The sequence below is a fragment of the Agromyces sp. NPDC058064 genome (assembly GCF_042885275.1).
Classification (GTDB): Bacteria; Actinomycetota; Actinomycetes; order Actinomycetales; family Microbacteriaceae; genus Agromyces.
In genome coordinates this window covers 1,037,173-1,061,810 of sequence record NZ_JBHVSE010000002.1, presented here as the reverse complement: position 1 = coordinate 1,061,810, position 24,638 = coordinate 1,037,173, and the positions used below count along the sequence as shown (strand labels likewise).

Annotated in this window: 23 protein-coding genes; 14 read left to right on the top strand and 9 right to left on the bottom strand. The window is 72.0% G+C overall.

Going from position 1 to position 24,638, the window contains the following annotated elements:
* Positions 1-3: 3 nt before the first annotated feature.
* The 3 genes from ACFVSL_RS10795 to ACFVSL_RS10785 are packed head-to-tail and all read right to left on the bottom strand — an operon-like array spanning position 4 to position 2,504.
* Positions 4-519: a ribose-5-phosphate isomerase gene (locus tag ACFVSL_RS10795; protein WP_386940912.1), complete on the bottom strand. Its 516-nt coding sequence runs from the start codon at positions 517-519 to the stop codon at positions 4-6.
* Between the two features lie 9 nt (positions 520-528).
* Entirely contained in the window at positions 529-1,530 is a 1,002-nt protein-coding gene (locus ACFVSL_RS10790) for a DUF2332 domain-containing protein (RefSeq protein ID WP_386940911.1), read from the bottom strand.
* A 53-nt stretch (positions 1,531-1,583) separates the two neighbouring features.
* Entirely contained in the window at positions 1,584-2,504 is a 921-nt protein-coding gene (locus ACFVSL_RS10785; RefSeq protein ID WP_386940909.1) for a LuxR C-terminal-related transcriptional regulator, read from the bottom strand.
* Positions 2,505-2,690: 186 nt separating this feature from the next.
* Between ACFVSL_RS10785 and pepN (ACFVSL_RS10780) the strand changes: the two genes are divergently transcribed.
* From pepN (ACFVSL_RS10780) to ACFVSL_RS10740, 9 genes are all read left to right on the top strand, one after another.
* Entirely contained in the window at positions 2,691-5,261 is a 2,571-nt protein-coding gene (pepN, locus tag ACFVSL_RS10780) for an aminopeptidase N (RefSeq protein ID WP_386940907.1), read from the top strand.
* Between the two features lie 118 nt (positions 5,262-5,379).
* Complete coding sequence (locus ACFVSL_RS10775; RefSeq protein WP_386940905.1) at positions 5,380-6,291, top strand: ABC transporter ATP-binding protein; 912 nt, start codon at positions 5,380-5,382, stop codon at positions 6,289-6,291.
* Positions 6,288-7,154 carry an ABC transporter permease gene (locus ACFVSL_RS10770; protein WP_386940903.1) on the top strand — a complete coding sequence of 289 codons (867 nt, stop codon included), beginning with the start codon at positions 6,288-6,290 and terminating at the stop codon, positions 7,152-7,154. The genes ACFVSL_RS10775 and ACFVSL_RS10770 overlap by 4 nt, the downstream gene beginning before the upstream one ends.
* A 10-nt stretch (positions 7,155-7,164) precedes the next feature.
* On the top strand, positions 7,165-8,523 hold the full coding sequence (locus tag ACFVSL_RS10765; RefSeq protein WP_386940901.1) for a sensor histidine kinase: 1,359 nt from the start codon (positions 7,165-7,167) through the stop codon (positions 8,521-8,523).
* Positions 8,520-9,266, top strand: coding sequence for a response regulator (locus ACFVSL_RS10760; protein WP_386940899.1), 747 nt, complete (start codon positions 8,520-8,522; stop codon positions 9,264-9,266). The genes ACFVSL_RS10765 and ACFVSL_RS10760 overlap by 4 nt, the downstream gene beginning before the upstream one ends.
* 46 nt (positions 9,267-9,312) lie before the next feature.
* Positions 9,313-11,943: an aminopeptidase N gene (pepN, locus tag ACFVSL_RS10755; protein ID WP_386940897.1), complete on the top strand. Its 2,631-nt coding sequence runs from the start codon at positions 9,313-9,315 to the stop codon at positions 11,941-11,943.
* 11 nt (positions 11,944-11,954) lie between these two features.
* Positions 11,955-13,085 carry a mechanosensitive ion channel family protein gene (locus ACFVSL_RS10750; RefSeq protein ID WP_386940896.1) on the top strand — a complete coding sequence of 377 codons (1,131 nt, stop codon included), beginning with the start codon at positions 11,955-11,957 and terminating at the stop codon, positions 13,083-13,085.
* On the top strand, positions 13,082-13,468 hold the full coding sequence (locus tag ACFVSL_RS10745) for a globin (protein WP_386940895.1): 387 nt from the start codon (positions 13,082-13,084) through the stop codon (positions 13,466-13,468). Before ACFVSL_RS10750 ends, ACFVSL_RS10745 begins: the two co-directional genes overlap by 4 nt.
* 39 nt (positions 13,469-13,507) lie before the next feature.
* The gene (locus ACFVSL_RS10740) at positions 13,508-15,175 is read left to right on the top strand and encodes an FAD-binding dehydrogenase (protein WP_386940893.1); all 1,668 of its coding nucleotides are present in this window, start codon (positions 13,508-13,510) and stop codon (positions 15,173-15,175) included.
* A 66-nt stretch (positions 15,176-15,241) separates the two neighbouring features.
* Here ACFVSL_RS10740 and ACFVSL_RS10735 read toward each other — a convergent pair whose 3' ends face one another.
* Positions 15,242-15,922, bottom strand: coding sequence for a hypothetical protein (locus ACFVSL_RS10735; protein ID WP_386940892.1), 681 nt, complete (start codon positions 15,920-15,922; stop codon positions 15,242-15,244).
* Between the two features lie 91 nt (positions 15,923-16,013).
* On the opposite strand from ACFVSL_RS10735, the gene ACFVSL_RS10730 reads away from it, so the two are divergent.
* From ACFVSL_RS10730 to ACFVSL_RS10720, 3 genes are all read left to right on the top strand, one after another.
* Positions 16,014-16,889 carry an acyl-CoA thioesterase gene (locus tag ACFVSL_RS10730; protein ID WP_386940890.1) on the top strand — a complete coding sequence of 292 codons (876 nt, stop codon included), beginning with the start codon at positions 16,014-16,016 and terminating at the stop codon, positions 16,887-16,889.
* Positions 16,890-16,988: 99 nt separating this feature from the next.
* Positions 16,989-17,474, top strand: a complete 486-nt coding sequence (locus ACFVSL_RS10725) for a Rieske (2Fe-2S) protein (protein WP_386940889.1) — start codon at positions 16,989-16,991, stop codon at positions 17,472-17,474.
* 15 nt (positions 17,475-17,489) lie between these two features.
* The gene (locus ACFVSL_RS10720; RefSeq protein ID WP_386940887.1) at positions 17,490-17,999 is read left to right on the top strand and encodes a hypothetical protein; all 510 of its coding nucleotides are present in this window, start codon (positions 17,490-17,492) and stop codon (positions 17,997-17,999) included.
* Between the two features lie 84 nt (positions 18,000-18,083).
* Here the strand turns inward: ACFVSL_RS10720 and ACFVSL_RS10715 are convergent, their stop codons facing one another.
* From ACFVSL_RS10715 to ACFVSL_RS10700, 4 genes are all read right to left on the bottom strand, one after another.
* Positions 18,084-18,563 (bottom strand): acyl-CoA thioesterase, encoded by a 480-nt coding sequence (locus ACFVSL_RS10715; protein WP_386940885.1) that lies wholly within the window; start codon positions 18,561-18,563, stop codon positions 18,084-18,086.
* A gap of 1 nt (position 18,564) precedes the next feature.
* Entirely contained in the window at positions 18,565-20,247 is a 1,683-nt protein-coding gene (gene ettA, locus ACFVSL_RS10710; RefSeq protein WP_386940883.1) for an energy-dependent translational throttle protein EttA, read from the bottom strand.
* Between the two features lie 53 nt (positions 20,248-20,300).
* On the bottom strand, positions 20,301-20,789 hold the full coding sequence (locus tag ACFVSL_RS10705; protein WP_386940882.1) for a DUF6993 domain-containing protein: 489 nt from the start codon (positions 20,787-20,789) through the stop codon (positions 20,301-20,303).
* Positions 20,790-20,873: 84 nt separating this feature from the next.
* Positions 20,874-21,419: a single-stranded DNA-binding protein gene (locus tag ACFVSL_RS10700; protein ID WP_386940880.1), complete on the bottom strand. Its 546-nt coding sequence runs from the start codon at positions 21,417-21,419 to the stop codon at positions 20,874-20,876.
* 234 nt (positions 21,420-21,653) lie between these two features.
* Here ACFVSL_RS10700 and ACFVSL_RS10695 point away from each other — a divergent pair, with 234 nt between their 5' ends.
* Both ACFVSL_RS10695 and ACFVSL_RS10690 read left to right on the top strand, forming a co-directional pair.
* The gene (locus ACFVSL_RS10695; RefSeq protein ID WP_386940879.1) at positions 21,654-22,661 is read left to right on the top strand and encodes an aldo/keto reductase; all 1,008 of its coding nucleotides are present in this window, start codon (positions 21,654-21,656) and stop codon (positions 22,659-22,661) included.
* Between the two features lie 403 nt (positions 22,662-23,064).
* Positions 23,065-23,748, top strand: a complete 684-nt coding sequence (locus tag ACFVSL_RS10690) for a hypothetical protein (protein WP_386940877.1) — start codon at positions 23,065-23,067, stop codon at positions 23,746-23,748.
* 6 nt (positions 23,749-23,754) lie between these two features.
* Here the strand turns inward: ACFVSL_RS10690 and nadE are convergent, their stop codons facing one another.
* Positions 23,755-24,576: an ammonia-dependent NAD(+) synthetase gene (gene nadE / locus ACFVSL_RS10685; protein WP_386940875.1), complete on the bottom strand. Its 822-nt coding sequence runs from the start codon at positions 24,574-24,576 to the stop codon at positions 23,755-23,757.
* Between the last annotated feature and the right edge of the window lie 62 nt (positions 24,577-24,638).

The window sequence follows — 24,638 nt, the reverse complement described above, 5'->3', positions numbered from 1 at the left end:
CTGCTACTCCGCCGGCGCCTCGGCGCGCGGAGTCACGTCGACGCCCTTGCCGGCGATGTCGCCGGTCGTCTCGTACTCGGCGAGCTGCGCGATGCGGCGGACGTGGCGCTCGTCGCCCGAGAACGGCTCGGCGATGAACGCGTCGATGTAGCGGATCGCCTCTTCGACGGTGTGCTGGCGCGCGCCGATCGAGATCACGTTCGCGTCGTTGTGCTCGCGGGCGAGGATGGCGGTGTCCATGCTCCAGACGAGCGCGGCGCGGATGCCCTCGACCTTGTTCGCGGCGATCTGCTCGCCGTTGCCCGAGCCGCCGAACACGACGCCGAGCGCCTTCGCGCCGGCGGCCTGGTCGCGGGCGACGCCGAGCGCCGCGTTGATGCAGAAGGCGGGGTAGTCGTCGAGCGCGTCGTACTCGACCGGACCGTGGTCGATCACCTCGTGGCCGGCGTTCGAGAGGTGGGCCTGCAGGGTCCGGCTGAATTCGAGGCCGGCGTGGTCGGTCGCGATGTGGATGCGCATACAGCGATTCTAGGGATTCGGCACCCGGGTGAGGGCTCGCCCGTGCGGTTGCGCCCAGGCCCGCTGCACGCCGTCGAGCGCGAGCACGAAGTCGCTCGACTCGTTCGGCACGTCGTCGCGGGCGGCGATGCCCGGAACGATCCCGCGGCCCTCCACCGAGAGCCAGTGCCCGGGCAGCTCGCGCACGGTCTCGGCGAAGCGCGCTCGGGCCGCCTCGTCGAGGTACGCGATGACGGCGGTGTGCAGCACGACGAGCGTCGCGTGCTGCGGCGCCTCCGCGGCGAGCGCGGCGAGACGCTCGTTGAGGTCGCCCGCGACGAGTCGCGGCGGGTCGGATGCCACGATCGCCGCCGCCGCCCGCAGGCGCTCGCGCCGGTCGTGGTGCTCGGGCCAGATGAGCGCGTCGAGCCAGGCGAGGTCGTCGGGGTCCGTCACGTCGAGCGGGTTGAGGTCGATGCCCGCGCGCCAGACGACCTCTGGCAGGCGCGACGGCACCGCGACGACCCCGTCGCCGCCGCCGTCGCGCACCTCGCAGTCGAGCACGACCGTGCTCGGCCCGCCGGCGGGGTCGAGCGGTGCGTGCCCCGAGTACCGGTAGCCGTAGCGGTCGGGGTAGAGGCAGAGCCCAGCGGACGCGCCGACCTCGAGCAGCGCGAGCGGCCCCTGGAGCTCGGCGAGCACCGGCAGGTGCAGTGCGCAGCGCGCGGCCTCGTTCGTCTGGGTGGCATGGGTCTCCGCGGTCCGGCGCACCTCGGGCCAGTGCGATCGCAGCCAGCCGGCGAAGGCCTCGTACGCCCCGGGTTCGGCGCCGTGGAACCGCGCCGCGGAGAAGACGAGGTTCGGCTGGCGCTTGGCGGGCGGCAGCTCGTCGATGAGCGCGATCGTCGCGGGGTCGGTCGCGACGCCGAGCGCCCATGCGTCGTACGTCGCCGACATGCCGCGCGCCTCGACCTCGGCGAACGCGCGGTAGCGGTCCGCGGTGGGGGCGTGCTCGTCGACGGTGATGCGCATGGGGTCAGGCTACGCCGCGGGCCCGCCCGTGGCATCCGCCCCCGTCGCGACGCTCACCCCCAGCCGTGCTCGCGCGCGTGCCAGCCGAGCTGCACCCGGCTCGTCACCCCCGCGCGTGCCATCAGCCCGCTGATGCGGCGCTGCACGGTGCGGGCCGAGGTCTCGAGCTGCGTCGCGATCGCCGCATCGGTGAACCCGGCGAGCAGCAGCTGCATGATGCGGTGGTCGTCGGCGTCGAGCGCCTCGTTCGTCGTGCCGTAGGGGCGCGAGTTCGCCCAGACGGCGTCGAAGAGCCCTTGGGCGAGCTGCGCCGGACCGCCGCGGAGGACGAGGCTCGGGTCGACGCCGGTGCCGCGACCGGCGACCGGCAGCATGGCGAGGCGGCTGTCGACGACGATGAGCTTCAGCGGGATCTGACCGGTGGTGCGCACGTCGACGCCCGAGCCGAGCGAGTCCTCGACGTTGCGCACCGCATCGGGCTCGACCAGGAAGTCGCGGTCGATCACCGCGCGGGCCCTGACGCCCCGCGCGAGCGCGGCGGCCTCCTCGGTGTTGCCGTCGCCGACGACCTGCGGGCGCCCGGTGACGAAGATGTCGATGCGCTCGCGGGCCGAGTGCTGCAGCTGGAGGAACCGGCGGCCGACGGCGTCGGGCCCCTCGAGCACCTCGATGAGCTCGCGCTCGCTGCTGCCGAGCGCGCTCGACCGGTAGGTGCCGACGAGTTCGGCGAGCGCAAGCTCCGCCTCGTTGAGCCGGGCGCGCTGTTCGGCGAGCTGGGAGGCGAGGGCGAGATCGGGCGGGGTCACCGCGAAGCGGTGGCCCTCCCCCGGAACCGCGAGGCCGCGCTCGACGAGGCCGTCGGCGGCGACGCGCACCCGGCCGGGGGGCAGGGCGAGCGCGTCGGCGAGCTCGAGCAGGTGGGCGCCGGGTCGCGACATGAGGGCGCGGTAGACGGATTCCTCGTCGGCGGTCACGCCGAGATACTCCAAGGTCATGGTTCCCCCGGGATGCGTGGTGGATGCTCACTGCATTCTCACGCATGCAAGCCGGGAGCATCGACCCGATCGGGCGCGATTCCCACCTGCGCGATCGCTGCGGGGCTAGGCTGGAACGCGTTGCCTGCGGCCACGAGCCGCGTCGATACTTGCGAAGGAGCGCACGTGCCCGGAGAGAATCTCACCCGACTCGAAGCCGAGGAGCGCGCCGCGCTCGTGACGGTGCACGACTACGACGTCGTCCTCGACGTCACCGTCGGCCCCGAGGTCTTCACGACCACCACGACCGTGCGGTTCGACGCGGCGACGCCGGGGGCGTCGACGTTCATCGACGCGATCACCGCGAAGGTGCACTCGGTCACCCTCAACGGCGTCTCGCTCGACCCGGCCGAGGTGAGCGACGGCGTGCGCATCCAGCTGCCGAACCTCGCGGCCGAGAACGTGCTCGTCGTCGAGGCCGACGGCCGTTACATGAACACCGGCGAGGGCCTGCACCGCTTCGTCGACCCCGCCGACGGCGAGGTCTACCTCTACACCCAGTTCGAGGTGCCCGACTCGCGCCGCATGTTCGCCGTGTTCGAGCAGCCCGACCTCAAGGCCGCGTTCGCGTTCACCGTCACCGCCCCGTCGCACTGGCAGGTCGTGTCGAACCAGCCGACGCCCGAGCCGCAGCTGCACCCGTCCGGCCGCCGCGCCGACGACGTGTCGACCGCGACCTGGGCGTTCGAGCCGACGCCGCGCATCTCGAGCTACATCACCGCGCTCATCGCCGGCCCCTACGACGTCGTGCGCGACGAGCTCACGAGCTCCGACGGCCGCACGATCCCGCTCGGCGTGTTCAGCCGCAAGAGCCTGTCGCAGTACCTCGACGCCGACTACATCTTCGAGAAGACGAAGCAGGGCTTCGAGTACTTCGAGGGCAAGTTCGACGTGCCCTACCCCTTCGCGAAGTACGACCAGCTCTTCGTGCCCGAGTACAACGCGGGCGCGATGGAGAACGCGGGTGCGGTGACCTTCACCGAGGTCTACGTCTTCCGCTCGAAGGTGACCGACGCCATCAAGGAGCGCCGTGTCGTCACGATCCTGCACGAGCTCGCGCACATGTGGTTCGGCGACCTCGTCACCATGAAGTGGTGGAACGACCTGTGGCTCAACGAGTCGTTCGCCGAGTGGGCGTCGACCATCGCCACCGCCGAGGCGACCGAGTGGCACCACGCGTGGACGACCTTCAACTCGATGGAGAAGAGCTGGGCGTACCGCCAGGACCAGCTGCCCTCGACCCACCCGATCGTCGCCGAGATCCGCGACCTCGAAGACGTGCTCGTCAACTTCGACGGCATCACCTACGCCAAGGGCGGCTCGGTGCTGAAGCAGCTCGCCGCCTGGGTCGGCATCGAGGCCTTCTTCACGGGCGTCTCGGCCTACTTCAAGAAGCACGCGTGGGGCAACACCACGCTCGCCGACCTGCTCGGCGAGCTCGAGACCGCCTCGGGCCGCGACCTGTCGGGCTGGTCGAAGCTGTGGCTCGAGACCGCGGGCGTCAACACGCTGCGTCCCGAGATCGAGACCGACGACTCGGGCGCGATCACCTCGTTCACGGTGCTGCAGTCGGCCCACCCCGACTACCCGACCATCCGGCCCCACCGTCTCGCGATCGGCTTCTACAACCTGGTCGACGGCAAGCTCGTGCGCGAGCACCGCGTCGAGCTCGACGTCGACGGCGAGCGCACCGACGTCGCCGAGCTCGTGGGCCTCGCCCGCCCCGACCTCGTGCTCCTCAACGACGACGACCTCGCGTACGCGAAGATCCGCCTCGACGAGCCGTCGCAGGCCGTGGCGATCGCGAACCTCTCGAAGATCGAGGACCCCCTGGCGCGCGCCCTCGTCTGGTCGAGCGTGTGGGATGCCACGCGCGACGCCGAGACGAGCGCGAGCGACTACCTCGACCTCGTGCTGGGCAACGTCGCGAGCGAGACCGAGTCGACGACCCTCCGCATCATCCTCGCCAACGCGCAGCTCGCCGCCAGCTCGTACGTCGCCCCCGGGCACCGTGCCGACGCGCGCCGAGCGCTCGCCGACGGCTTCTGGCAGCTCGCGCAGCAGGCCGAGGCCGGCAGCGACGCCCAGTTCCAGTTCGTGAAGGCGTTCGCCGCGATCGCCGAGGCCGGCACGCAGGTCGACGCGCTCGCCGGGCTCTTCGACGGCTCCATCGCGCTCGACGGGCTCGACATCGACACCGACCTCGGCTGGGAGCTGCTCATCGCACTCGTCGCGGCGGGCCGCGCCGGCGACGCCGAGATCGACGCGCGCCTCGCGACCGACAAGACCGCGACCGGCCAGGAGTCGGCGGCGCACGCCCGCGCCGCGACCCCGACCGCCGAGGGCAAGCAGCGCGCCTGGGCGTCGATCGTCGAGTCAGACACGGCGACGAACTCGGTCGTGCGCACGACCGCGGCGGGCTTCGTGCGCGCCGACGAGCAGGCGCTGCTGGCGCCATTCGTCGAGCGGTACTTCGGCATGCTCGGCGAGGTCTGGACGACCCGCAGCTACGCGATCGCCGAGAAGCTCGTCGAGCTGCTCTACCCGGCCACGCTCGCGAACCGCGCCCTCGTCGACGCCAGCCACGCCTGGCTCGACGCGAACCAGGACGCCGCGCCGGCGCTGCGCCGTCTCGTGATCGAGAACGTCGCGGGCGTCGAGCGCGCCCTCGCCGCGCAGGCGCGCGACGGGAGGTAGTCGCACCGCGGCCTCATCGGGGCGGCGGCGGAGTGGTACCCCGGTACCACCCGCCGCCGCCCCGAACCATTCCTGCGGCGGACGCGCCGGAGGCGGCGGCATCCGTAACGTCGAAGACATGATCACCGCAACCGCGCTCACCAAGCGCTACGGCCAGAAGACGGCCGTCAACGACATCACGTTCAGCGTGCGTCCCGGTCAGGTGACCGGGTTCCTCGGCCCGAACGGCGCCGGCAAGTCGACCACGATGCGCATGATCGTGGGTCTCGACCGCCCGAGCGAGGGCACGGTCACCGTCGGCGGCAAGCCCTACGCCGAGCACCGCGCCCCGCTGCACGAGGTCGGCGCGCTCCTCGACGCGAAGGCCGTGCACACGGGCCGCACCGCCGAGAACCACCTCCTCGCGATGGCCGCCACGCACGGCATCGGCAAGCGCCGCGTGCAAGAGGTCATCGAGCTCACCGGGCTCGAGTCGGTCGCCCGCAAGCGCGTCGGCGGCTTCTCGCTCGGCATGGGCCAGCGCCTCGGCATCGCCGCGGCCATGCTGGGCGACCCAGCGACCCTCATCCTCGACGAGCCGGTCAACGGCCTCGACCCCGAGGGCGTGCTCTGGGTGCGCCAGTTCGTGCGCCACCTCGCGAGCGAGGGCCGCACCGTCTTCCTCTCCTCGCACCTCATGAGCGAGATGGCGCAGACCGCCGACCACCTCATCGTGCTCGGCCGCGGCGAGATCATCGCCGACGCCCCGGTCGCCGACATCGTCGCGGGCGGCACCCGGCTCCGGGTGCGCGTGCGCTCCCCGCACGCCTCGCAGCTCGCCGAGCTCCTCGCCGCCCCCGAGGTGGCCGTCATCCGCTCCGAGGCGGGCCTGCTCGAGGTGACGGGCGTCGAGGCGTCCGGCATCGGCGACCTCGCCGCGGCCAACGGGCTCGCGATCCACGAACTCACCCCGCTCAACGCATCGCTTGAAGAGGCCTACATGGCCCTGACCGCCGACGCGGTCGAATACCGTACGGAGGCCGTCCGATGACCACCATCGCCCCCGCCCAGGCGCACCCCTCGCAGGGCTCGCGCATCGCCCCGACCACGCGGCTGAGCTTCGGCGGCGTGCTCCGGTCGGAGTGGGTGAAGCTCCGCAGCCTCCGCTCGACCGTCTGGTCGTACCTCATCACGATCGCGATTTCGGTCGGCATGGCGCTGCTGATGTCGTTCAGCATGGCGTACGGCTTCGAGGGCCCGATGGACGGCTCGGCCGTCCCCGCCGCCGAGCAGACGTCGCTCGTGCTGCAATCCTCGGTGTTCGGCGTGTACTTCGGCCAGCTCGTCGTGGGCGTGCTCGGCGTGCTCGTCATCAGCGGCGAGTACACGACGGGAATGATCCGTTCGACGCTCACGGCGGTGCCGAAGCGACTGCCGGCGCTCGCCGGCAAGGGCGTCGTGCTCTTCGTCGCCACCTTCCTCCTCGGACTCCTCGCGAACCTCCTCGCCTTCCTCACCTCGTCGATCGTCTTCGCGAGCGTCGACGTCTCGGCGAACCTGTTCCAGAGCGACGTGCTGCTCGCCCTCGCCGGCGGCGCGCTCTACCTCGCGCTCGTCGCCGTGTTCGCGCTCGGCGTCGGCACGATGCTGCGTTCGAGCGCGGGCGGCATCGCCGCGGTGCTGGGCCTGCTGCTCCTCGTCCCGACGATCCTGTCGCTCATTCCCGCAGAATGGGCGACCGACATGGTGCCGTACCTGCTCTCCAACGCGGGCATGACGATGTTCACGACCATCGGCGCGGACCCCGCGACGATCGTCGGCCCGAACGCATGGCAGAGCCTCCTGGTCGTGCTGGCGTGGGTGGGGGTCTCCCTCGTCGGCGCATCCGTGCTCCTCAAGCGGCGGGACGCGTAGAGTCCTGCCTATGACGGAAGCACCGTTCTCCCCCGGCCGCCCGGCTTCGGCGGTCGGGGGAGAACTGCGTCTGCCGAAGCCTCCCGGGGTGATCCGGCAGTTCTGGGCGAGGCATCCGCGTCTCGCCGACGCGCTGATCGCCGCCGCCTACCTGCTGCCGACCTTCATCGGCACGATCGTGATGGCGACGAACGACCCGCCGCAGCCGCTCTGGACGACGGTCGTGCAGCTCGTGGGCATCGCCGCCGCGGCCGCGGCGCTGCTGCTGTTCCGGCGGTCGCGGCCCTGGCTCGTCATGGTGGTCGCGTGGCTCGTCTGCCTCCTCGTCTACCCGTTCGGCGCGAGCGACGTCTACCCGATCCTCTTCGCCCTCTACGGCCTCGGCGTCTACCGCTCGACGAAGTCGGCCTGGATCGGCTTCGCCGGCTCGGTCGCGGTCTCGACCGCGGCCGCCTACCTCGCCCACTGGTTCTCCTCGATTCGGCTGCTGGAGAGTCCCGAGCTGCTCGGCGGGCCGGGCGCAGCCTCCACGCAGTACGCGGTCGTGATGCTCGTCGCGACCCTGATCGGCGTGACCGTCGGCAATCGCCGTCGCTACCTGGATGCGCTCATCGCCCGTGCGCACGACCTCGCCAGGGAGCGCGACCAGCAGGCGCAGCTCGCGGCGATCGCCGAGCGCGCCCGTATCGCCCGCGAGCTCCACGACATCGTCTCGCACGGCCTCACCGTCATGGTGACGCTCGCCGACGGCTCGGCGGCGACCGTCGCGCGCGACCCCGACCGCGCGGCCGAGGTGATGCGGAGCGTCGCCGAGACCGGCCGCGACGCGCTCGGCGAGATGCGCAGGATGCTGGGGGTGCTCACCGGACCGGAGGCCGAGCCCGCCGAGCTCGCCCCGCAACCCGGGCTCGGCGCCCTGCCCGAGCTCGTCCAGGGGTTCCGCGACACGGGGATGCCCGTCACGCTCACCACCGTCGGGGCACCGGCGGAGGACGCCGCGTCGGGCCTCGCCGTCTACCGCATCGTGCAGGAGGGGCTCACGAACGCGCTCCGCCACGGCGAGCGCGCCCACCGGGTCGACGTGCGCGTCGAGCACGGCGCCGACGGGGTCGAGATCACGGTCGACGACGACGCGCCGCACGGCGGCGGCGCAGATCCCTCGACGCGCGGCGCGGGGCGAGGGCTCGCCGGCCTCCGCGAGCGGGCCGCCCTGTACGGCGGCACGCTCGAGGCCGGGCCCCGGCCCGGGCGCGGCTGGCGGCTGCACGCGGTGCTCCGGCATCCCGAGGCGTCGCAGCTCCCCCACCGCCCGACGGCCGACGCCGACGACGGCTCCCCCGACGACACGACGAAGGACGACGCAGGATGACCGACGCCCCGAACGACCGCTCGCCCTCCGCCGAACCGCCCGTCGCCCCGATCCGCGTCGGCCTCGTCGACGATCAGGCGCTCGTGCGCACCGGGTTCCGGCTGGTGCTCGACGCGGAGCCCGGCATCGAGGTCGTCGGCGAGGCGGCCGACGGCGGCGCCGCGCTCGAGCTCGTCGCCTCGACGCAGGTCGACGTGCTGCTGATGGACGTGCGGATGCCCGGCATGGACGGCATCGCCGCGACCGCGGAGGTGAGCGCGAGACATCCCGCGACGCGCATCATCGTGCTCACGACCTTCGACCTCGACGAGTACGCGTTCGCGGCGATCCGCTCGGGCGCGAGCGGGTTCCTGCTGAAGGACGTTCGCCCGCAGGAGCTCGTCACCGCCATCCGCACCGTGCACGCCGGCGAGGCGGCGCTCTCGCCGCGGGTGACGCGGCGCATGCTCGAGCTGTTCGCCGAGGAGCTCCCCGCGGGTTCCGAGGGTCGGACACCGGCGACCGCCGCACCCGGGCCGCTCGACGCGCTCACCGCCCGCGAGCGCGAGATCCTGCAGGCGATCGCCGAGGGGCTCAACAACACCGAGCTCGCCGAGCGCTTCTTCCTCTCCGAGTCGACCGTGAAGACCCACGTCGGCCGGGTGCTGCAGAAGCTCGGCGCGCGCGACCGGGTCCAGCTCGTCATCCTCGCCTACGAGCACGGCGTGCTCGAGCCGCCGAACGGGCACCGCCCGGCTCGCTAGGCTTGCCGGGCACCGTCGCAACGCGTCACCACCGAAGGGATCGTCCATGCCTGCTGCCAACCTCACCCGGATCGAAGCCGAGGAGCGCGCCGCGATCGTCGCCTCCCCGGGTTACGAGGTCGTGCTCGACCTCACGGGCGACGGCGAGACGTTCCGCAGCGAGACGACGGTCCGCTTCACCGGCGTCGAGGGTGCGGCCACCTTCATCGAGGCCTGCACCGCGCAGGTGCACGAGGTCGTGCTGAACGGGCGCGCGCTCGACCCCGCCGAGGTGAGCGACGGCACCCGCATCCGCCTCGAGGGTCTCGCCGCCGAGAACGAGCTGCGGGTCGTCGCCGACGCGAGCTACACGAACAGCGGCGAGGGCCTGCACCGGTTCGTCGACCCCGTGGACGGCGAGACCTACCTCTACACGGAGTTCGCCGTCGCCGAGGCGAACCGCGTCTACGCGGTCTTCGACCAGCCCAACCTGAAGGCGGGCGTGCGCTTCACGATCACCGCTCCCGCGCACTGGAGCGTGCTGTCGAACGCCCCGTCGCCCGAGCCGGTCGCCGCCCCCGACTCGGCGGGCACCGGCACGGCGGGCACCGGCACGGCGGGCCCGGCTTCGAACGCGGCGGCCACCTGGGCCTTCGAGATGGGCCCGGTCATCTCGAGCTACATCGTCGCGATCATCGCCGGGCCCTACGCCAGCTGGCGCGGCACCGCAGCGAGCATCGACGGCCGCGAGGTGCCGCTCGGGCTCTTCACCCGCGCCTCGCTCGCCGAGTACGCCGACCCCGAGATGATGTTCTCCACCGTGCAGGCGGGCCTCGCGTTCTACGAGAACGCCTTCGGAGTGCCCTACCCCTACGGCAAGTACGACCAGATCTTCGTGCCCGAGTACAACTGGGGCGCGATGGAGAACGTCGGCGCGGTCACCTTCAACGAGTCGTACCTGTTCCGCTCGCGCGTCTCCGACGCCCGCCGCGAGCAGCGCGCGATCGTCGTGCTGCACGAGCTCAGCCACATGTGGTTCGGCAACTCGGTGACCATGAAGTGGTGGAACGACCTGTGGCTCAACGAGTCGTTCGCGACCTGGGCCTCGACCCTCGCGACCTCGCAGGTCACCGAGTTCACCGGCGTCTGGGCGACCTTCGCGAGCGACGAGAAGACGCACGCCGCCGAACAGGACCAGCTGCCGTCGACCCACCCCATCGTCGCCGAGATCCGCGACCTCGAGGACGTCGAGGTCAACTTCGACGCCATCACCTACGACAAGGGCGCCTCGGTGCTGAAGCAGCTCGTCGCCTGGGTCGGGCTCGAGGCCTTCCAGCGCGGTGTCGGCGCGTACCTCGCCGCGCACGCCGGCGGCAACGCGACGCTCCGCGACCTGCTCGACGAGCTCGAGCGGGCCAGCGGGCGCGAGCTCACGCGCTGGTCGCAGCTCTGGCTCGAGACGGCGGGCGTCAACACGCTGCGCGCGATCATCGAGCACACTGAGCCCACGGGAACCGGCTCGGGCACGATCACGGCCGCCCACCTCGAGCAGACGGCGGCCGCGTCGCATCCGACCCTGCGCCCCCACCGCCTCGCGATCGGCGGCTACTCGCTCGGCGACGACGGCCTGACCCGCACCTTCCGCGTCGAGCTCGACGTCGACGGCGCGCGCACCGAGCTGCCCGAGCTCGTCGGGCACGCGATGCCCGACCTCCTGCTCGTGAACGACGACGACCTCACGTACGCCAAGGTGCGCCTCGACGCGCACTCCTTCGAGACGGCCGTGCACCACCTCGCCGAGCTCGCCGACCCCGTGGCGCGCGCCGTCGTGCTCGGCTCGGCCTGGGACGCCGTGCGCGACGCCGAACTGCCCGCCGCCGCGTTCGTGCGCCTCGTGCTCGCCTCGATCGGGCACGAGACCCAGTCGTCGGCGCGTTCGCTCGCGCTCGGCCGGCTCGAGCTCGCCCTCGGCCGCTACCTCGCCGACGAGCACCGCGAGCGGCTCTCCGCCGAGGCCGGCGACGCGATCTGGGCGCTCGCCGAGCTCGCGCCCGCAGGCTCCGACGCGCAGCTGCAGTTCGTGAAGGCCTTCACCCGGCTCGCGACGACCGCCGCCCACGGCGACGTGCTCGGCAGCCTCCTCGAGGGCACGATCGCGCTCGACGGGCTCGAGATCGACCTCGACCTCCGCTGGGAGCTCGTGATCGCCCGCGCCGCGCTCGGCGCGGGCGACGACGAGGAGCTCGCTGCGGCGCTCGCCGCCGACGACACCGCGAAGGGCCGCCAGCTCGCCGAGACGGCGCGCGCCGCGCGCCCCGACCAGGCGGTGAAGGATGCCGCGTGGCGGCGCGCCATGACCGACACGACCCTGTCGAACGACCTCGCCCGCGCGATCGCCGAGGGCTGGCGCCGCACGAACGCGCCCGAGCTGCTCGCCGGCGTCGCGCGCGAGTACCTCGACGCGATGCCCGGCGTCTGGGAGAGGCGCTCGTACAACATGGCCGCGATCCTCTCGACCCGGCTCTTCCCGACGCCGCTCGTCGACGCCGAGCTCGCCGAGCTCACGCGGGCCTGGCTCGCCGAGCACCCCGAGCCCGCCTCGATGCACCGCATCGTCTCGGAGCACCTCGCCGAGCTCGACCGGGCGCTCGCCGCGCGCGCCCGCGATGCCAGCGAGCTCTCGGGTGGGGCTCAGTAAACTTGCCAACCATGTTCGGGTTCACGACACTCACGGCCGCCCAGGGCGAAGACAACCCGGTCAACCCCAATTTCTGGACAGACCTCGGTACCTGGTGGGCGACGAACTGGGACGTCATCCTCGGCAAGCTGATCTCGATCGTGATGATCATCGTGATCGCGCTGCTGATCCGCTGGGTGCTGCACTTCGTCATCGAGCGGGTCGTCAAGCAGATCGTCACGGGCGTCAAGAAGAAGCAGGACGTCACCGACACGCAGGCCCTGCAGGCCTCGCCGCTCGCGGCGGTCCGCGTCGTGCAGCGCACCCGCACGCTCGGCACGGTGCTCACGAACATCGTCAACGTGACGCTCTTCATCGTCGTCGTGCTGCTCATCGTCACGACGATCAACGAGCAGATCCTCGGCTCCTTCGCGCTGTTGACCGCGGCCGTCGGCGCGGGCCTCGGCTTCGGCGCGCAGAACATCGTGAAGGACGCCCTGAACGGCATCTTCATGGTCGTCGAGGACCAGCTCGGCGTCGGCGACGTCGTCGACCTCGGCCCCGCGACGGGCATCGTCGAGGAGGTGCGCATCCGCATCACGACCGTCCGCGACGTCAACGGCACGCTCTGGTTCGTGCGCAACGGCGAGATCCTGCGCGTCGGCAACATGTCGCAGGGCTGGGCGCGCGTCATCATCGACCTCGCCGTGCCCTACGACGCCGACGTCGAGTCGGTCGAGGCCGAGCTGCTCCGCACGGCCACCGAGATGGCGCACTCCAGCAAGTGGCGTTCGCGCGTGCTCGAGAAGCCCGAGGTCTGGGGTCTCGAGTCGATCTCGGCGGATGCGATGGTGCTGCGGGTCGTGATGAAGGTGCGCTCCTCCGCGAAGGACGACGTCGCCCGCGAGCTCCGGATGCGCCTGAAGCGCACCCTCGACGAGATGGAGCTGAAGCTGCCGAGCCTCGCGAGCGTCGTGCTCACCGGCTTCGACGGCGCCACCCGGGTGAAGGGCGCGAAGCCGCCGCGCACCGCGCCGAACTCGGTCGTGCCGGGGCAGGCCGTGAAGAAGCCGAAGAACCGGGCGCCCCGGCTGCCGCGCACCACGGGTGGCGCCGGCACGACGCCCACGCCGCCGAGCTCGCCCGACGGAGGCGCCGCATGACCGAGATCCAGTCGTTCTACGAGCAGGTCGGCGGGCGGCCGACCTTCGAGAAGCTCGTCGACGAGTTCTACCGCGGCGTCGCCGACGACCCGGTGCTGAAGCCGATGTACCCCGAGGAGGACCTCGGCCCCGCGGCCCGGCGCCTCCTGCTCTTCCTCGAGCAGTACTGGGGCGGTCCGACGACGTACGGCGAGGAGCGGGGCCATCCGCGCCTGCGACTGCGCCACCAGCCGTTCAAGGTCAACCCCGACGCCCGCGACCGCTGGCTCGCCCACATGCGCACCGCGGTAGATTCGCTCGAGCTCCCGCCGCTCGCCGAGGAGACATTGTGGGATTATCTCCAGCGAGCCGCTTTCGCGATGGTGAACACCTTCGAGGACTGACGGCCCATCGCCACCACCCGAAGCGACGAAGGAGTCCCTGTGGCAGTACCAGCATCCACCCCCGATGCGATCATCGTCGGCGCCGGCCTCGCGGGCCTCGTCGCCGCATCCGAGCTCGTCGACGCCGGCCGCCGTGTCGTGATCGTCGACCAGGAGCCCGAGGCGAGCCTCGGCGGCCAGGCCCATTGGTCGTTCGGCGGCCTCTTCCTCGTCGACTCGCCCGAGCAGCGGCGCATGGGCGTGAAGGACTCGCTCGAGCTCGCCCGGCAGGACTGGGAGGGCACCGCGGCCTTCGACCGCGAGGAGGACGAGTGGGGGCGCCGCTGGGCCGAGGCGTACCTCGAGTTCGCCGCGGGCGAGAAGCGGGCGTGGCTGCGCGAGAAGGGGGTGCGGTTCTTCCCGGTCGTCGGGTGGGCCGAGCGCGGTGCAGGGCAGGCGATCAGCCACGGCAACTCCGTGCCGCGGTTCCACATCACCTGGGGCACCGGCCCGGGCGTGCTCGCGCCGTTCATCGCGCGCGTGAAGGCGGGTGAGGCCGCGGGCCTCGTCGAGTTCCGGCACCGCCACCGGGTCGACGAGCTCATCGTCGAGGGCGGAGCGGTCGTCGGAGTCCGCGGCGCCGTGCTGGCCCCCGACGACGCCGCGCGGGGCGAGGCCTCGAACCGCGACGTCGTCGGCGACTTCGAGCTGCGCGCGCCCGCCGTGGTGGTCTCGTCCGGCGGCATCGGCGGCAACCACGAGCTCGTGCGCGCGGCGTGGCCGGCCCGACTCGGCGAACCGCCCGCCGAGATGCTGTCGGGCGTTCCGGCGCACGTCGACGGCCGCATGCTCGGCATCGCCGAGGCATCCGGTGCGCGCCTCGTGAACGGCGACCGCATGTGGCACTACACCGAGGGCATCACCAACTGGGACCCGGTGTGGCCGCTGCACGGCATCCGCATCCTGCCGGGGCCGTCGTCGCTCTGGTTCGACGCCGAGGGGCGCCGGCTGCCGCCGCCGCTCTTCCCCGGCTTCGACACCCTCGGCACCCTCGAGCACCTCGCGGCGACCGGCCACGGGTACTCGTGGTTCGTGCTCACGCAGAAGGTCATCGAGAAGGAGTTCGCGCTCTCGGGCAGCGAGCAGAACCCCGACCTCACCGGCAAGGACCTGAAACTGCTCGCCCAGCGCGTGCGTCCCGGCGCACCCGCACCGGTCGAGGCGTTCAAGCAGCACGGCGTCGACTTCATCGTCGCCGACACCCTCGACGAGCTCCTCGAGCGGATGCGCGGCCTCTCCCCCGACGTCGAGCTCGACACCGCGAACATCGAGCGCGAGGTGCACGCCCGCGACCGCGAGATCGAGAACGAGTTCACGAAGGACCTGCAGATCACCGCCCTGCGCGGTGCGCGCAAGTACCGCGGCGACAAGCTCATCCGGGTGGCGACGCCGCACCGCTTCCTCGACCCCGAGGCCGGGCCGCTCATCGCCGTGAAGCTGCACATCCTCACGCGCAAGAGCCTCGGCGGCATCCAGACCGACCTCGACTCGCGGGCGCTCGGCGCCGACGGCGCGCCCGTGCCCGGGCTCTACGCGGCGGGCGAGGCCGCGGGCTTCGGCGGCGGCGGCGTGCACGGCTACCGGGCGCTCGAGGGCACCTTCCTCGGCGGATGCCTCTTCAGCGGCCGTGCGGCCGGGCGGGCGATCGCCGCGGCAGCCGGCGAGTAGCGGCGGAGCGCACCGGGGCCCGGACCGCCGGGCCCCGGTGCGACCCGACGGACGGCGGACGGCGGGTTAGGCCTTGAGCGTCCAGGGCTTGCGCCGCACGAGCACGTGGCCGCGACGCGACGAGAGCCGCGTCCACGGGCCGGTCTCGAACAGCTGCACCGGGTCGTCGCCGAGGAACCCCAGGCTGAAGGCGGCGAACGCCGCCCCCGTCGGCAGGTACTCCACGCCGTCGACGCCACGGCCCCACACCTCGGAGCGCACGCGCTGCACGAGCTGCTCGCCCGTGCCCGCGGGGATCGCCTCGGCGACCTCGTCGATGCCGGCACGTGCGGCGGCCTCGAGCACCGCGGGATCCGCTTCGCCGAGCGGGCGCCAGCCGCCGCGCGGCGGCGAGATGCCCGCCCACGTGACGGTGTTCACCTCGGGCGGGCGCGACATCGAGATCGGCCGCGACTCGTCGCCCTCGCCGAGCTCGCCGCGCGCTCGCACGATGCGCTCGACGAGCGAGCGCATCGGCACCACGGAGTCGAACTCCTCGGTGTCGGCGAGGGCGAAGGTGCGGAGGCCGAGCACGGTCGGGCTCTCGTCGAGGATGCCGCGCGGATAGAGGATCGCGGTGTAGACGGCGAGGATTCCGGAGCCGGCGATGAGACGCACCGACCCGTCTTCGACGCGGGCGGCCCGTTGCAGATACGTGTGCAGGTCGCCGAGCGACAGGCTGTCGGCGAGCGTGAGTCGTTGAACCATCTCCTGTCTAAACTACCAAGTGAGCGGGGCTGTTCCGGCTGGCCCGCGTTCCACGGCGCCGGCGGCGGCCGCCCACCGACACGGAGGAACGATGAACGGACCCATCGACGGCCTGTTGAGCACCTTGAACCTCACCGACACCGGTGCCCGCACCACGGAGGACATCTTCACCGGCCCGTCGCAGTGGATGCCGCTGGGCAGGGTCTTCGGCGGGCAGGTGCTCGCCCAGTCGATCGTCGCGGCGCTGCACACCGTCCCCGAGGATCGCACGATCCACTCGATGCACGGATACTTCCTGCGTCCGGGCGATGTCGCGCACCCGATCACGTTCTCCGTCGACCGCATCCACGACGGGCGGTCGTTCTCGACGCGCCGAACGCAGGCCTACCAGCACGGCGAGCCGATCCTCTCGCTCATCGCGTCGTTCCAGACCCACGACGACGGCGTCGAGCACCAGCTCGACATGCCCGAGGGCCTGCCCGACCCCGAGTCGCTCCCATCGACCGCCGATGTGCTCGGCGAGTTCGATCACGACGTCGCGCGGTACTGGTCGAACGAGCGGGCCTTCGACGTGCGCCACGTGCCGTCGCCGATCTACCTCCGCGTCGACGGCGAGCGCGCGCCGCACCAGGCCGTGTGGATGAAGGCCTTCGGCCGGCTCCCCGACGACCCGAAGCAGCACCGCGCGGCCCTCGCCTACGCGAGCGACTACTCGATCCTCGAGCCGGTGCTGCGCGCGCACGGCATCGCCTGGGCGACGCCCGGGCTCAAGGTGGCGAGCCTCGACCACGCCATGTGGTGGCACCGCGACGCCCGCGTCGACGAGTGGCTGCTCTACGTGCAGGAGTCGCCGTCGGCGAGCGGCGGCCGGGGCCTCTCGCTCGGACGCATCTACACCCGCGACGGCGTGCTCGTCGCGAGCGTCGCCCAGGAGGGCATGGTCCGGGTGCCTGCGCCGCGCGACTGAGCGAACGCCGAGCAATCCGGGCGCCGACGGGCTCGGTGCCGCACAATAGGGACAGGTGGGGCGTGCCACGGCGCCCTCGGCGGACGAAGGAGTGCGGCGATGACGGAACCCGGCGACCTCACGCGACGTGCGGTGCTCACCATCGGCTCGGTCGGCGCGGTCGGCAGCGCACTCGCGCTCGCGGGGTGCGCTGCGGACGAGCCGGACGGCAGCGCGAGCCCGAGCATCGAGCCGACGCTCGAGGACGAGCCGACGGCGACGAGCGGTCCAGCACCCGATGCGCCGGCCCTCGGCGACGACGTCGGCGCCCTCGCCGACGTGCCGGTCGGCGGCAGCATCGACGCGACCATCGACGGCGAGCCCGCACTCATCGCGCAGCCGACCGCCGGGCAGGTGGTCGCGTTCAGCGCGATCTGCACCCACCAGCAGTGCGTCGTCGCCGCCGCGGGCGAGGAGTTCCATTGCCCGTGCCACGGCTCGATCTACGAGGCCGCGACCGGCGAGGTGGTGCAGGGCCCCGCGATCGATCCGCTGACGCCCATCGCCGTCGCCGTCTCGGGCGACCGGATCGTCACCGCGTCCTAGGCCCGGCCGACCGACATGGAGTACAGCTTCGCGGGCCTCCCGCTCCACGTGCTGCTCGTGCACGCGGTCATCGTGCTCACCCCGCTCGTCGGGCTGATCCTCGTCGTGCTCGCCGCCTGGCCCGCGGCGCGGCGCGTGCTGTGGCTGCCCGCACTGATCGGTGCGGCGCTGCTCCTCCCCCTCGGCCTCGTCACCGTCGAGGCCGGGAAGTGGCTCGAGGCCCGGGTGCCCGAGGCGCCGCTCATCCAGCAGCACACCGGCATGGGCGAGGAGCTCACGCCGTGGCTGATCGGCCTGCTCGTGGTGGCGGTGCTGATCGCGGCATGGGCCCTCGTCGAACGCGTGGACGCGCGGCGCGCGAGCGGCACGATGCCGCGCGGCGCGCGCATCGGGGTCGCGATCGTGCTCGTCGTCGCGTCGCTCGTGGTGGCGATCGGCTCGACGTGGACGCTGGTGCGCATCGGCGAGGCCGGCAGTCGTGCGGTCTGGGAGGGGTCGTTCAGCGAGGATCCGCTCGAGCGCTGAGCGCGCCGGCCCGCCGGGCTCGGCCGTCGTACGACGGACACCCGCCGGGGCCGCCCGGCCGCGGCGGCGGCGTCAGCGTCAGCGTCAGCGACGACGGAAGGTGATCGGGTCTTCCATGTACGGAGCCCATGCCTCGCGCTCCTCGTCGGTCATGCGCCGCGGCCGCTCGCTCGCCGCGTCGACGAGCACGATGGTCGTCACCGCCCGCGTGTAGCGGACGCGGGGCTCGGCCCCGACGGGCGAGAAGACCTCGTAGCAGACGTCGAGGCTCGCGCCGCCCATGTGCCCGATCCAGAGCTCGACGTCGAGCGGGAGCCGCTGGTACGGGATGGGCTCGAGGTACTCGATCTCCTGACGGGCGATGAGCGTGATCGTCGTGGACCCGGGGGTCGCATCGATGACGGCCGTCGAGGCGCCGACCGCGTGCTCGGCGGTGCCGTGCTCATCGACCCAGAACGCCTGGATGCGAGCCTCCTCGAGGAGGCTCAGCATCCGGGCGTTGTTCACGTGGCCGTAGGCGTCGAGGTCGCTCCACCGCAACGGCGTGGGCACGTGCAGGCGCATGTCAGTCCCGCGTCAGCTTGCGGTACGTCGAGCGGTGCGGCTTCGCGGCGTCGGCGCCGAGGCGCTCGACCTTGTTCGCCTCGTAGGCCTCGAAGTTGCCCTCGAACCAGTGCCAGTTCGACGGGTTCTCGTCGGTGCCCTCGTAGGCGAGGATGTGCGTGGCGATGCGGTCGAGGAACCACCGGTCGTGGGTGATGACCACGGCGCAGCCGGGGAACTCGAGGAGCGCGTTCTCGAGGCTCGAGAGGGTCTCGACGTCGAGGTCGTTGGTCGGCTCGTCGAGCAGCAGAAGGTTGCCGCCCTGCTTGAGGGTGAGCGCGAGGTTCAGCCGGTTGCGCTCACCGCCCGAGAGGATGCCGGCGCGCTTCTGCTGGTCGGGCCCCTTGAAGCCGAAGGTCGAGACGTACGCGCGGCTCGGGACCTCGACCTTGCCGACCTGGATGTAGTCGAGCCCGTCGGACACGACCTCCCAGAGCGACTTGTTCGGGTCGATGCCGCCGCGGGTCTGGTCGACGTAGGAGATCTGCACGGTCTCGCCGATCTTCACCGAGCCGCCGTCGGCCGGTTCGAGCCCGACGATCGTCTTGAAGAGCGTGGTCTTGCCGACGCCGTTCGGGCCGATGATGCCGACGATGCCGTTGCGGGGCAGTGAGAAGCTCAGCCCGTCGATGAGGATGCGGTCGCCGAAGCCCTTCTTGAGGTTCTTGACCTCGAGCACGATGTCGCCGAGGCGGGGACCGGCCGGGATCTGGATCTCCTCGAAGTCGAGCTTCCGCGTGCGCTCCGCCTCCGACGCCATCTCCTCGTAGCGGGCGAGGCGCGCCTTCGACTTCGCCTGGCGGCCCTTCGCGTTCGAGCGGACCCACTCGAGCTCTTCCTTCAGGCGCTTCGCGAGCTTCGCGTCCTTCTTGCCCTGGACGGTGAGTCGCTCCTGCTTCTTCTCGAGGTAGGTCGAGTAGTTGCCCTCGTAGGGGTAGAGGCGACCGCGGTCGACCTCGCAGATCCACTCGGCGACGTGGTCGAGGAAGTACCGGTCGTGGGTGACGGCGAGCACGGCGCCGGGGTACTTGGCGAGGTGCTGCTCGAGCCAGAGCACGCTCTCCGCGTCGAGGTGGTTGGTGGGCTCGTCGAGGAGCAGCAGGTCGGGCTTCTGCAGCAGCAGCTTGCAGAGGGCGACCCGGCGCTTCTCGCCGCCCGAGAGCACCGAGACCTGCTCGTCGCCCGGCGGGCAGCGCAGCGCGTCCATCGCCTGCTCGAGCTGGGAGTCGAGGTCCCAGGCGTCGGCCGCGTCGATCTCCTCCTGGAGGGTGCCCATCTCGGCGAGCAGCGCGTCGAAGTCGGCATCGGGCTCGGCCATGAGCAACGAGATCTCGTTGAACCGGTCGAGCTTGGCCTTGATCGGGCCGACGCCCTCCTGCACGTTCTCGAGCACGGTCTTCGACTCGTCGAGCTCGGGCTCCTGCATGAGGATGCCCACCGAGTAGCCGGGCGTGAGCTTGGCCTCGCCGTTCGACGGCTGGTCGAGACCGGCCATGATCTTCAGGATCGTGGACTTGCCGGCGCCGTTCGGGCCGACGACGCCGATCTTCGCTCCGGGCAGGAACGCCATGGTCACGTCGTCGAGGATGACCTTGTCGCCCACCGCCTTGCGCGCGCGAACCATCGAGTAAATGTAATCAGCCAAGATCTTCCCTCAAACCCCATGCGGTAGCGGCCGAACGCGGCCCGCCGTGTCGCCTACCAGTCTATGGGGCGAGTCTCACCGACGAGACAGTCGCCGGTTCCGAGCACCGGGCGCACCGCACCGTGGACCCCGCCGGACTTCGGGCCGTACTGCCCGACGAGGCACTCGTCCTGGAAGAGGACCGCGAACTGCACCGAGTCGGCATCGAGGTCGACGGTCGTGCGATCGGCCGTGACCTCCATCGCCGCCTTGTCGAAGCCGGCGGCGACGAGCGCGTCGATGAAGTCGCGGCCCCCCGCCTCGGCGTTCGCCGCCACGACCGCGTTGTTCACCGAGTTGAAGAAGGCCAGGTTCTCGGACGCCGACAGCTCGGGCCGGAACGTGGGCGGCGCGGTCGGCGTGGGGGTCGCCGTGCCGGTCGCGGACGGCGCGGCAGAGGGCGACGGATCGCCGCCACCGAAGAGGGTGCACCCGGAGAGCCCGAGCGTGAGCGCCGCTGCGGCGAGCGCGAGCGCCCCCGTGGTCCCGTTCCGCCGTGCCATGCTTCCCCTCACCGCGGTGTCGACCGCCCGAGCCGAGTCTATGCGGTCGACCGCGCTCGGCACCGGGCGGCCGCGGCCGTCGGTTCAGTCGTGTCCGGCGGCCGCGACGCCGTCGAGGGCGGATGCCCCGTCGTCGCCGCCGCCCGCCAGCGAGGCCTCGAGCAGCGACCAGTCGGTCGCGCCGTCGGCGCCGGGCGCGCCGCCGGACTCGCCCTCCTCCGCCTCCGCCCCCGGCTCTGCGGCCCCGTCGTGCTCGGCCGCCTCGGGCCGGGGAGCCTGCACCCGCGCGTAGGTGCTGACGCACCATGCGAGGTCGTGACCGATGGCGTCGGCCTCGATCTCGACCGAGGTGCCCGACTTCGTCGCGGTCTCCCATGCTCGCTGGCGGAGCCGGCCCTGCACGATGACGCGCTCGCCCTTGCGGATGGACAGGCTCGCGTTGCGCGCGAGCTGGCGGAACGCCGAGACGCCGTACCAGTTGGTCTCGCCGTCGGCCCACTCGCCCTTGGCGCGGTCGAAAAAGCGCCGGGTCGACGCGACCCGGAACGACGTGATGACGAGCCCGTCGCCCGTGACGTGCTGGTGGGGATCGGTGCCGACGACGCCGGTCACCGTGATGGTGTCGCTCATGTGTACTCCTCGGTCTGGCGCCGCCGCGGATCGGCGACTCGTGGCTCCGGGACGGCCTCGTGCCGGACACCGCCCCGGAACCACGTGCCCCCATGCTCGGCGCGGGCGCCGTGGCATCCGGACCGTCGTCGCCGATCTGTGCACCAGGAGCGATGCCGCCGTGCTGTCGAGGAGAGGTGACGTTCCGTTGCCGCGGCGCCGCCGCAGGCGAGCGCGCCGACCTAGAGTGGCGGGATGCCGTACAACGCCTCCCCCGACCGCTACGACCGCATGCGATACAACCGGGTCGGCCGGAGCGGCCTGAAGCTGCCCGCGCTCTCGCTCGGGCTGTGGCACAACTTCGGCCACGATCGCCCCTTCGAGACGCAGCGCGCGATCGTCCGGCGCGCGTTCGACCTCGGCATCACGCACTTCGACCTCGCGAACAACTACGGGCCACCGCCCGGATCGGCCGAGGAGAACTTCGGCCGGATGCTGTCCGGCGACCTGGCGCCGTACCGCGACGAGCTGATCGTGTCGTCGAAGGCCGGGTACGAGATGTGGCCGGGCCCCTACGGCGAGTGGGGATCGCGCAAGTCGGTCCTCGCCTCGCTCGACCGGAGCCTCGGTCGCCTCGGCCTCGACTACGTCGACGTCTTCTACTCGCACCGCCCCGACCCCGAGACGCCGGTCGAGGAGACGATGGGCGCGCTCGCGACCGCCGTCAGGCAGGGCAAGGCGCTCTACGTCGGCATCTCGAACTACGGACCCGACGAGACCCGGGCCGCTGCCGCGGCGCTCGCCGCGGAAGGCGTGCCGCTGCTCATCCACCAGCCCCGCTACTCGATGTTCGACCGCGGCGTCGAGGACGGGCTGTTCCCCGCCCTGGAGGAGGCCGGAGCCGCGAGCATCGTGTTCTCGCCGCTCGCGCAGGGCCTGCTGACCGACCGCTACCTCTCGGGCGAGGTGCCCGCCGGATCGCGCGCGGCGACGAGCCGGTTCCTGCCCGCGGAGCGGATCAGCCCAGAGTACCTCGAGCGGGCGCGCGCGCTCGACGCGATCGCGCGCGAGCGGGGGCAGTCGCTCGCACAGCTCGCGCTCTCGTGGGTGCTGCGCCAGCCGCTCGTCGCGAGCGCCCTCGTCGGCGCATCGAGCGTCGCCCAGCTCGAGCAGAACGTCGCGGCGCTCGACGCCGCACCGCTCACGAGCGCGGAGATCGCCAGGATCGAGCCCTTCGCAGCGCACGGCACCGTCCTCGGCTGACGATGTCGGCGGCCTCGCCTAGTCTTCGAGGAAACCCCGCAGGGCCGGCTGCGACGTCGAGAGGAGCACCATGACGACCATCGCGCCGCAGCCGCGCATCCGAGAGCCGTTCCCCGTCGAGATCCCCGGGCTCGCGTTCACGCCCGCAGCGCCGGGCCTCTGGCGGGTCGCCAGGGCCGACGGCGCGGTGCTCGGCCAACGTCGAGCACCGCGGGGCCGGCGACGACGGGCGTTTCGCGGTGCGGCGACTCGCCGCAGGCACGCTGCGCGCGACCGAGCTCGGCGAGTTCTGGTCGGCGCGAGAAGCGGCCGAGCTCTTCAGGTGACCCGGCGTCCTGCCGCGATTCGGGGCGCGCCGTCGGGGGTCGATCGCGCATGCGCTGCGCGGGGGTAGCCTGCGGCCATGCAGTGGTGGAACGACCTCATCTCCTGGCTCACCTCGAGCGAATCGCAGTCGACGGTGTTCACCGCGATCGTGCTCTTCGTCGCGGTCCTCGCCGCCGGGCTGCTCGCAGCCTGGATCTCGAGCGCCGCGGTCAAGCGCGTCGTCGCGCAGCGCGATCGCGAAGCCAAGACGGCTGCGATCGCCGCCCTCGTCGACGCGGCGACCGAAGCCTCGGTGTGGAACTCGCTCACGCCGCAGGAGCAGGTGCTCGCCGACCGCGCCGTCGGCCAGGCCGACATCCTCGTCCGGCTCCTGCCGATCCGCGGCTCCGACATCGCCGCGAACTGGGCCGCCCACCAGCTGCACGAGCTGAAGCGGGCGTCGGCGACCTTCGGCTACCAGCTCGACCCCGCGGTGGTCGAGTTCCGGGACCGCCTGCTCGAGTGGCAGCGACACCCGTCGCGCACGAAGCGCCAGTTCCAGAACGACCTCGCGCGGTGGCGCACCCAGCGCGACGAGACGCCTGAGCAGTCGACCATCGACGAGCAGGAGGCCTGGGTCGCCCAGCAGCACCACGACCGCTATCGCGACGCCGTGACCATCACCGACACCGCAGGAGCCGCGACCGCGCCCACGCCGACGATCACGGCGGAGGGCACCGGCTCCACGGCGAGCGTGCCGTCGGCGGACGTGCCCCGCTGATCGGGGCTACCGCCACCATTCGTCGAACATCGACACCGGCACGGTGCGCTTGTGGCGGGTCTGCATGAACCGCGCCTCGAGCTTCTCGGCGACCTGCTCGTCGATCGCCTCGCCCTCGAGGTAGGCGTCGATGTCGGCGTAGCGCAGGCCGAGGTTCGCCTCGTCCGACTGGCCGGGCTGCCCGTCGAGCAGGTCCGCGGTCGGAACCTTGAGGAAGAGCCGTTCGGGCGCACCGAGCGACTCGAGCAGCGCCCTCCCCTGTCGCTTCGTGAGCCCCGTGAGCGGCAGCACGTCGGCACCGCCGTCGCCGAACTTCGTGAAGAAGCCGGTGATCGCCTCCGCTGCATGATCGGTGCCGACGACGAGCAGGCCGCCTTCGCCCGCGATCGCGTACTGCGCGACCATGCGCATCCTCGCCTTCACGTTGCCCTTGCCGAAGTCGCTGATGGGCTCGCCCAGCGCGGTCTCGAAGTCGCTCGCGACCCCGTCGACGCCGCCCCTGATGTTGAAGTCGACCGTCTCCTGCGGGTCGATGAACCGCAGGGCGAGCTGGGCGTCGTCCTCGTCGCGCTGCACACCGTAGGGCAGCCGGACCGCGACGAAACGCGCCTCGACCCCCTCGGCGGCGAGCTCGTCGACGGCGATCTTGCAGAGGCGCCCGGCGAGCGTCGAGTCCTGACCTCCGCTGATGCCGAGCACGAGTCCGTTCGAACGGGTGGCCCGCAGGTAGTCCTTCAGGAACTCGATGCGGGAGCGCACCTCGGCTGACGGGTCGATGGTCGGGCTGACGTTGAGCTCGGCGATGATTCGCGCCTGCAGGTCTCGCATGTCCCGACGATACCGCCGTCGTGTTTCGGGGAGGAAACGGGCGGGCCGGTTCGACAGCGGCG

Excerpts from the sequence above, each read along its gene's own strand:
- ACFVSL_RS10775 (WP_386940905.1), top strand. The coding sequence starts at position 5,380 with ATGATCACCGCAACCGCGCTCACCAAGCGCTACGGCCAGAAGACGGCC.
- ACFVSL_RS10765 (WP_386940901.1), top strand. The coding sequence starts at position 7,165 with ATGACGGAAGCACCGTTCTCCCCCGGCCGCCCGGCTTCGGCGGTCGGG.
- ACFVSL_RS10750 (WP_386940896.1), top strand. The coding sequence starts at position 11,955 with ATGTTCGGGTTCACGACACTCACGGCCGCCCAGGGCGAAGACAACCCG.
- ACFVSL_RS10760 (WP_386940899.1), top strand. The coding sequence starts at position 8,520 with ATGACCGACGCCCCGAACGACCGCTCGCCCTCCGCCGAACCGCCCGTC.
- ACFVSL_RS10725 (WP_386940889.1), top strand. The coding sequence starts at position 16,989 with ATGACGGAACCCGGCGACCTCACGCGACGTGCGGTGCTCACCATCGGC.
- ACFVSL_RS10745 (WP_386940895.1), top strand. The coding sequence starts at position 13,082 with ATGACCGAGATCCAGTCGTTCTACGAGCAGGTCGGCGGGCGGCCGACC.
- nadE (WP_386940875.1), bottom strand. The coding sequence starts at position 24,576 with ATGCGAGACCTGCAGGCGCGAATCATCGCCGAGCTCAACGTCAGCCCG.
- ACFVSL_RS10705 (WP_386940882.1), bottom strand. The coding sequence starts at position 20,789 with ATGGCACGGCGGAACGGGACCACGGGGGCGCTCGCGCTCGCCGCAGCG.
- ACFVSL_RS10690 (WP_386940877.1), top strand. The coding sequence starts at position 23,065 with ATGCAGTGGTGGAACGACCTCATCTCCTGGCTCACCTCGAGCGAATCG.
- ACFVSL_RS10715 (WP_386940885.1), bottom strand. The coding sequence starts at position 18,563 with ATGCGCCTGCACGTGCCCACGCCGTTGCGGTGGAGCGACCTCGACGCC.
- ACFVSL_RS10695 (WP_386940879.1), top strand. The coding sequence starts at position 21,654 with ATGCCGTACAACGCCTCCCCCGACCGCTACGACCGCATGCGATACAAC.
- pepN (WP_386940897.1), top strand. The coding sequence starts at position 9,313 with ATGCCTGCTGCCAACCTCACCCGGATCGAAGCCGAGGAGCGCGCCGCG.
- ACFVSL_RS10770 (WP_386940903.1), top strand. The coding sequence starts at position 6,288 with ATGACCACCATCGCCCCCGCCCAGGCGCACCCCTCGCAGGGCTCGCGC.
- ACFVSL_RS10730 (WP_386940890.1), top strand. The coding sequence starts at position 16,014 with ATGAACGGACCCATCGACGGCCTGTTGAGCACCTTGAACCTCACCGAC.
- ACFVSL_RS10790 (WP_386940911.1), bottom strand. The coding sequence starts at position 1,530 with ATGCGCATCACCGTCGACGAGCACGCCCCCACCGCGGACCGCTACCGC.
- ACFVSL_RS10720 (WP_386940887.1), top strand. The coding sequence starts at position 17,490 with ATGGAGTACAGCTTCGCGGGCCTCCCGCTCCACGTGCTGCTCGTGCAC.
- ACFVSL_RS10700 (WP_386940880.1), bottom strand. The coding sequence starts at position 21,419 with ATGAGCGACACCATCACGGTGACCGGCGTCGTCGGCACCGATCCCCAC.
- ACFVSL_RS10735 (WP_386940892.1), bottom strand. The coding sequence starts at position 15,922 with ATGGTTCAACGACTCACGCTCGCCGACAGCCTGTCGCTCGGCGACCTG.
- ACFVSL_RS10795 (WP_386940912.1), bottom strand. The coding sequence starts at position 519 with ATGCGCATCCACATCGCGACCGACCACGCCGGCCTCGAATTCAGCCGG.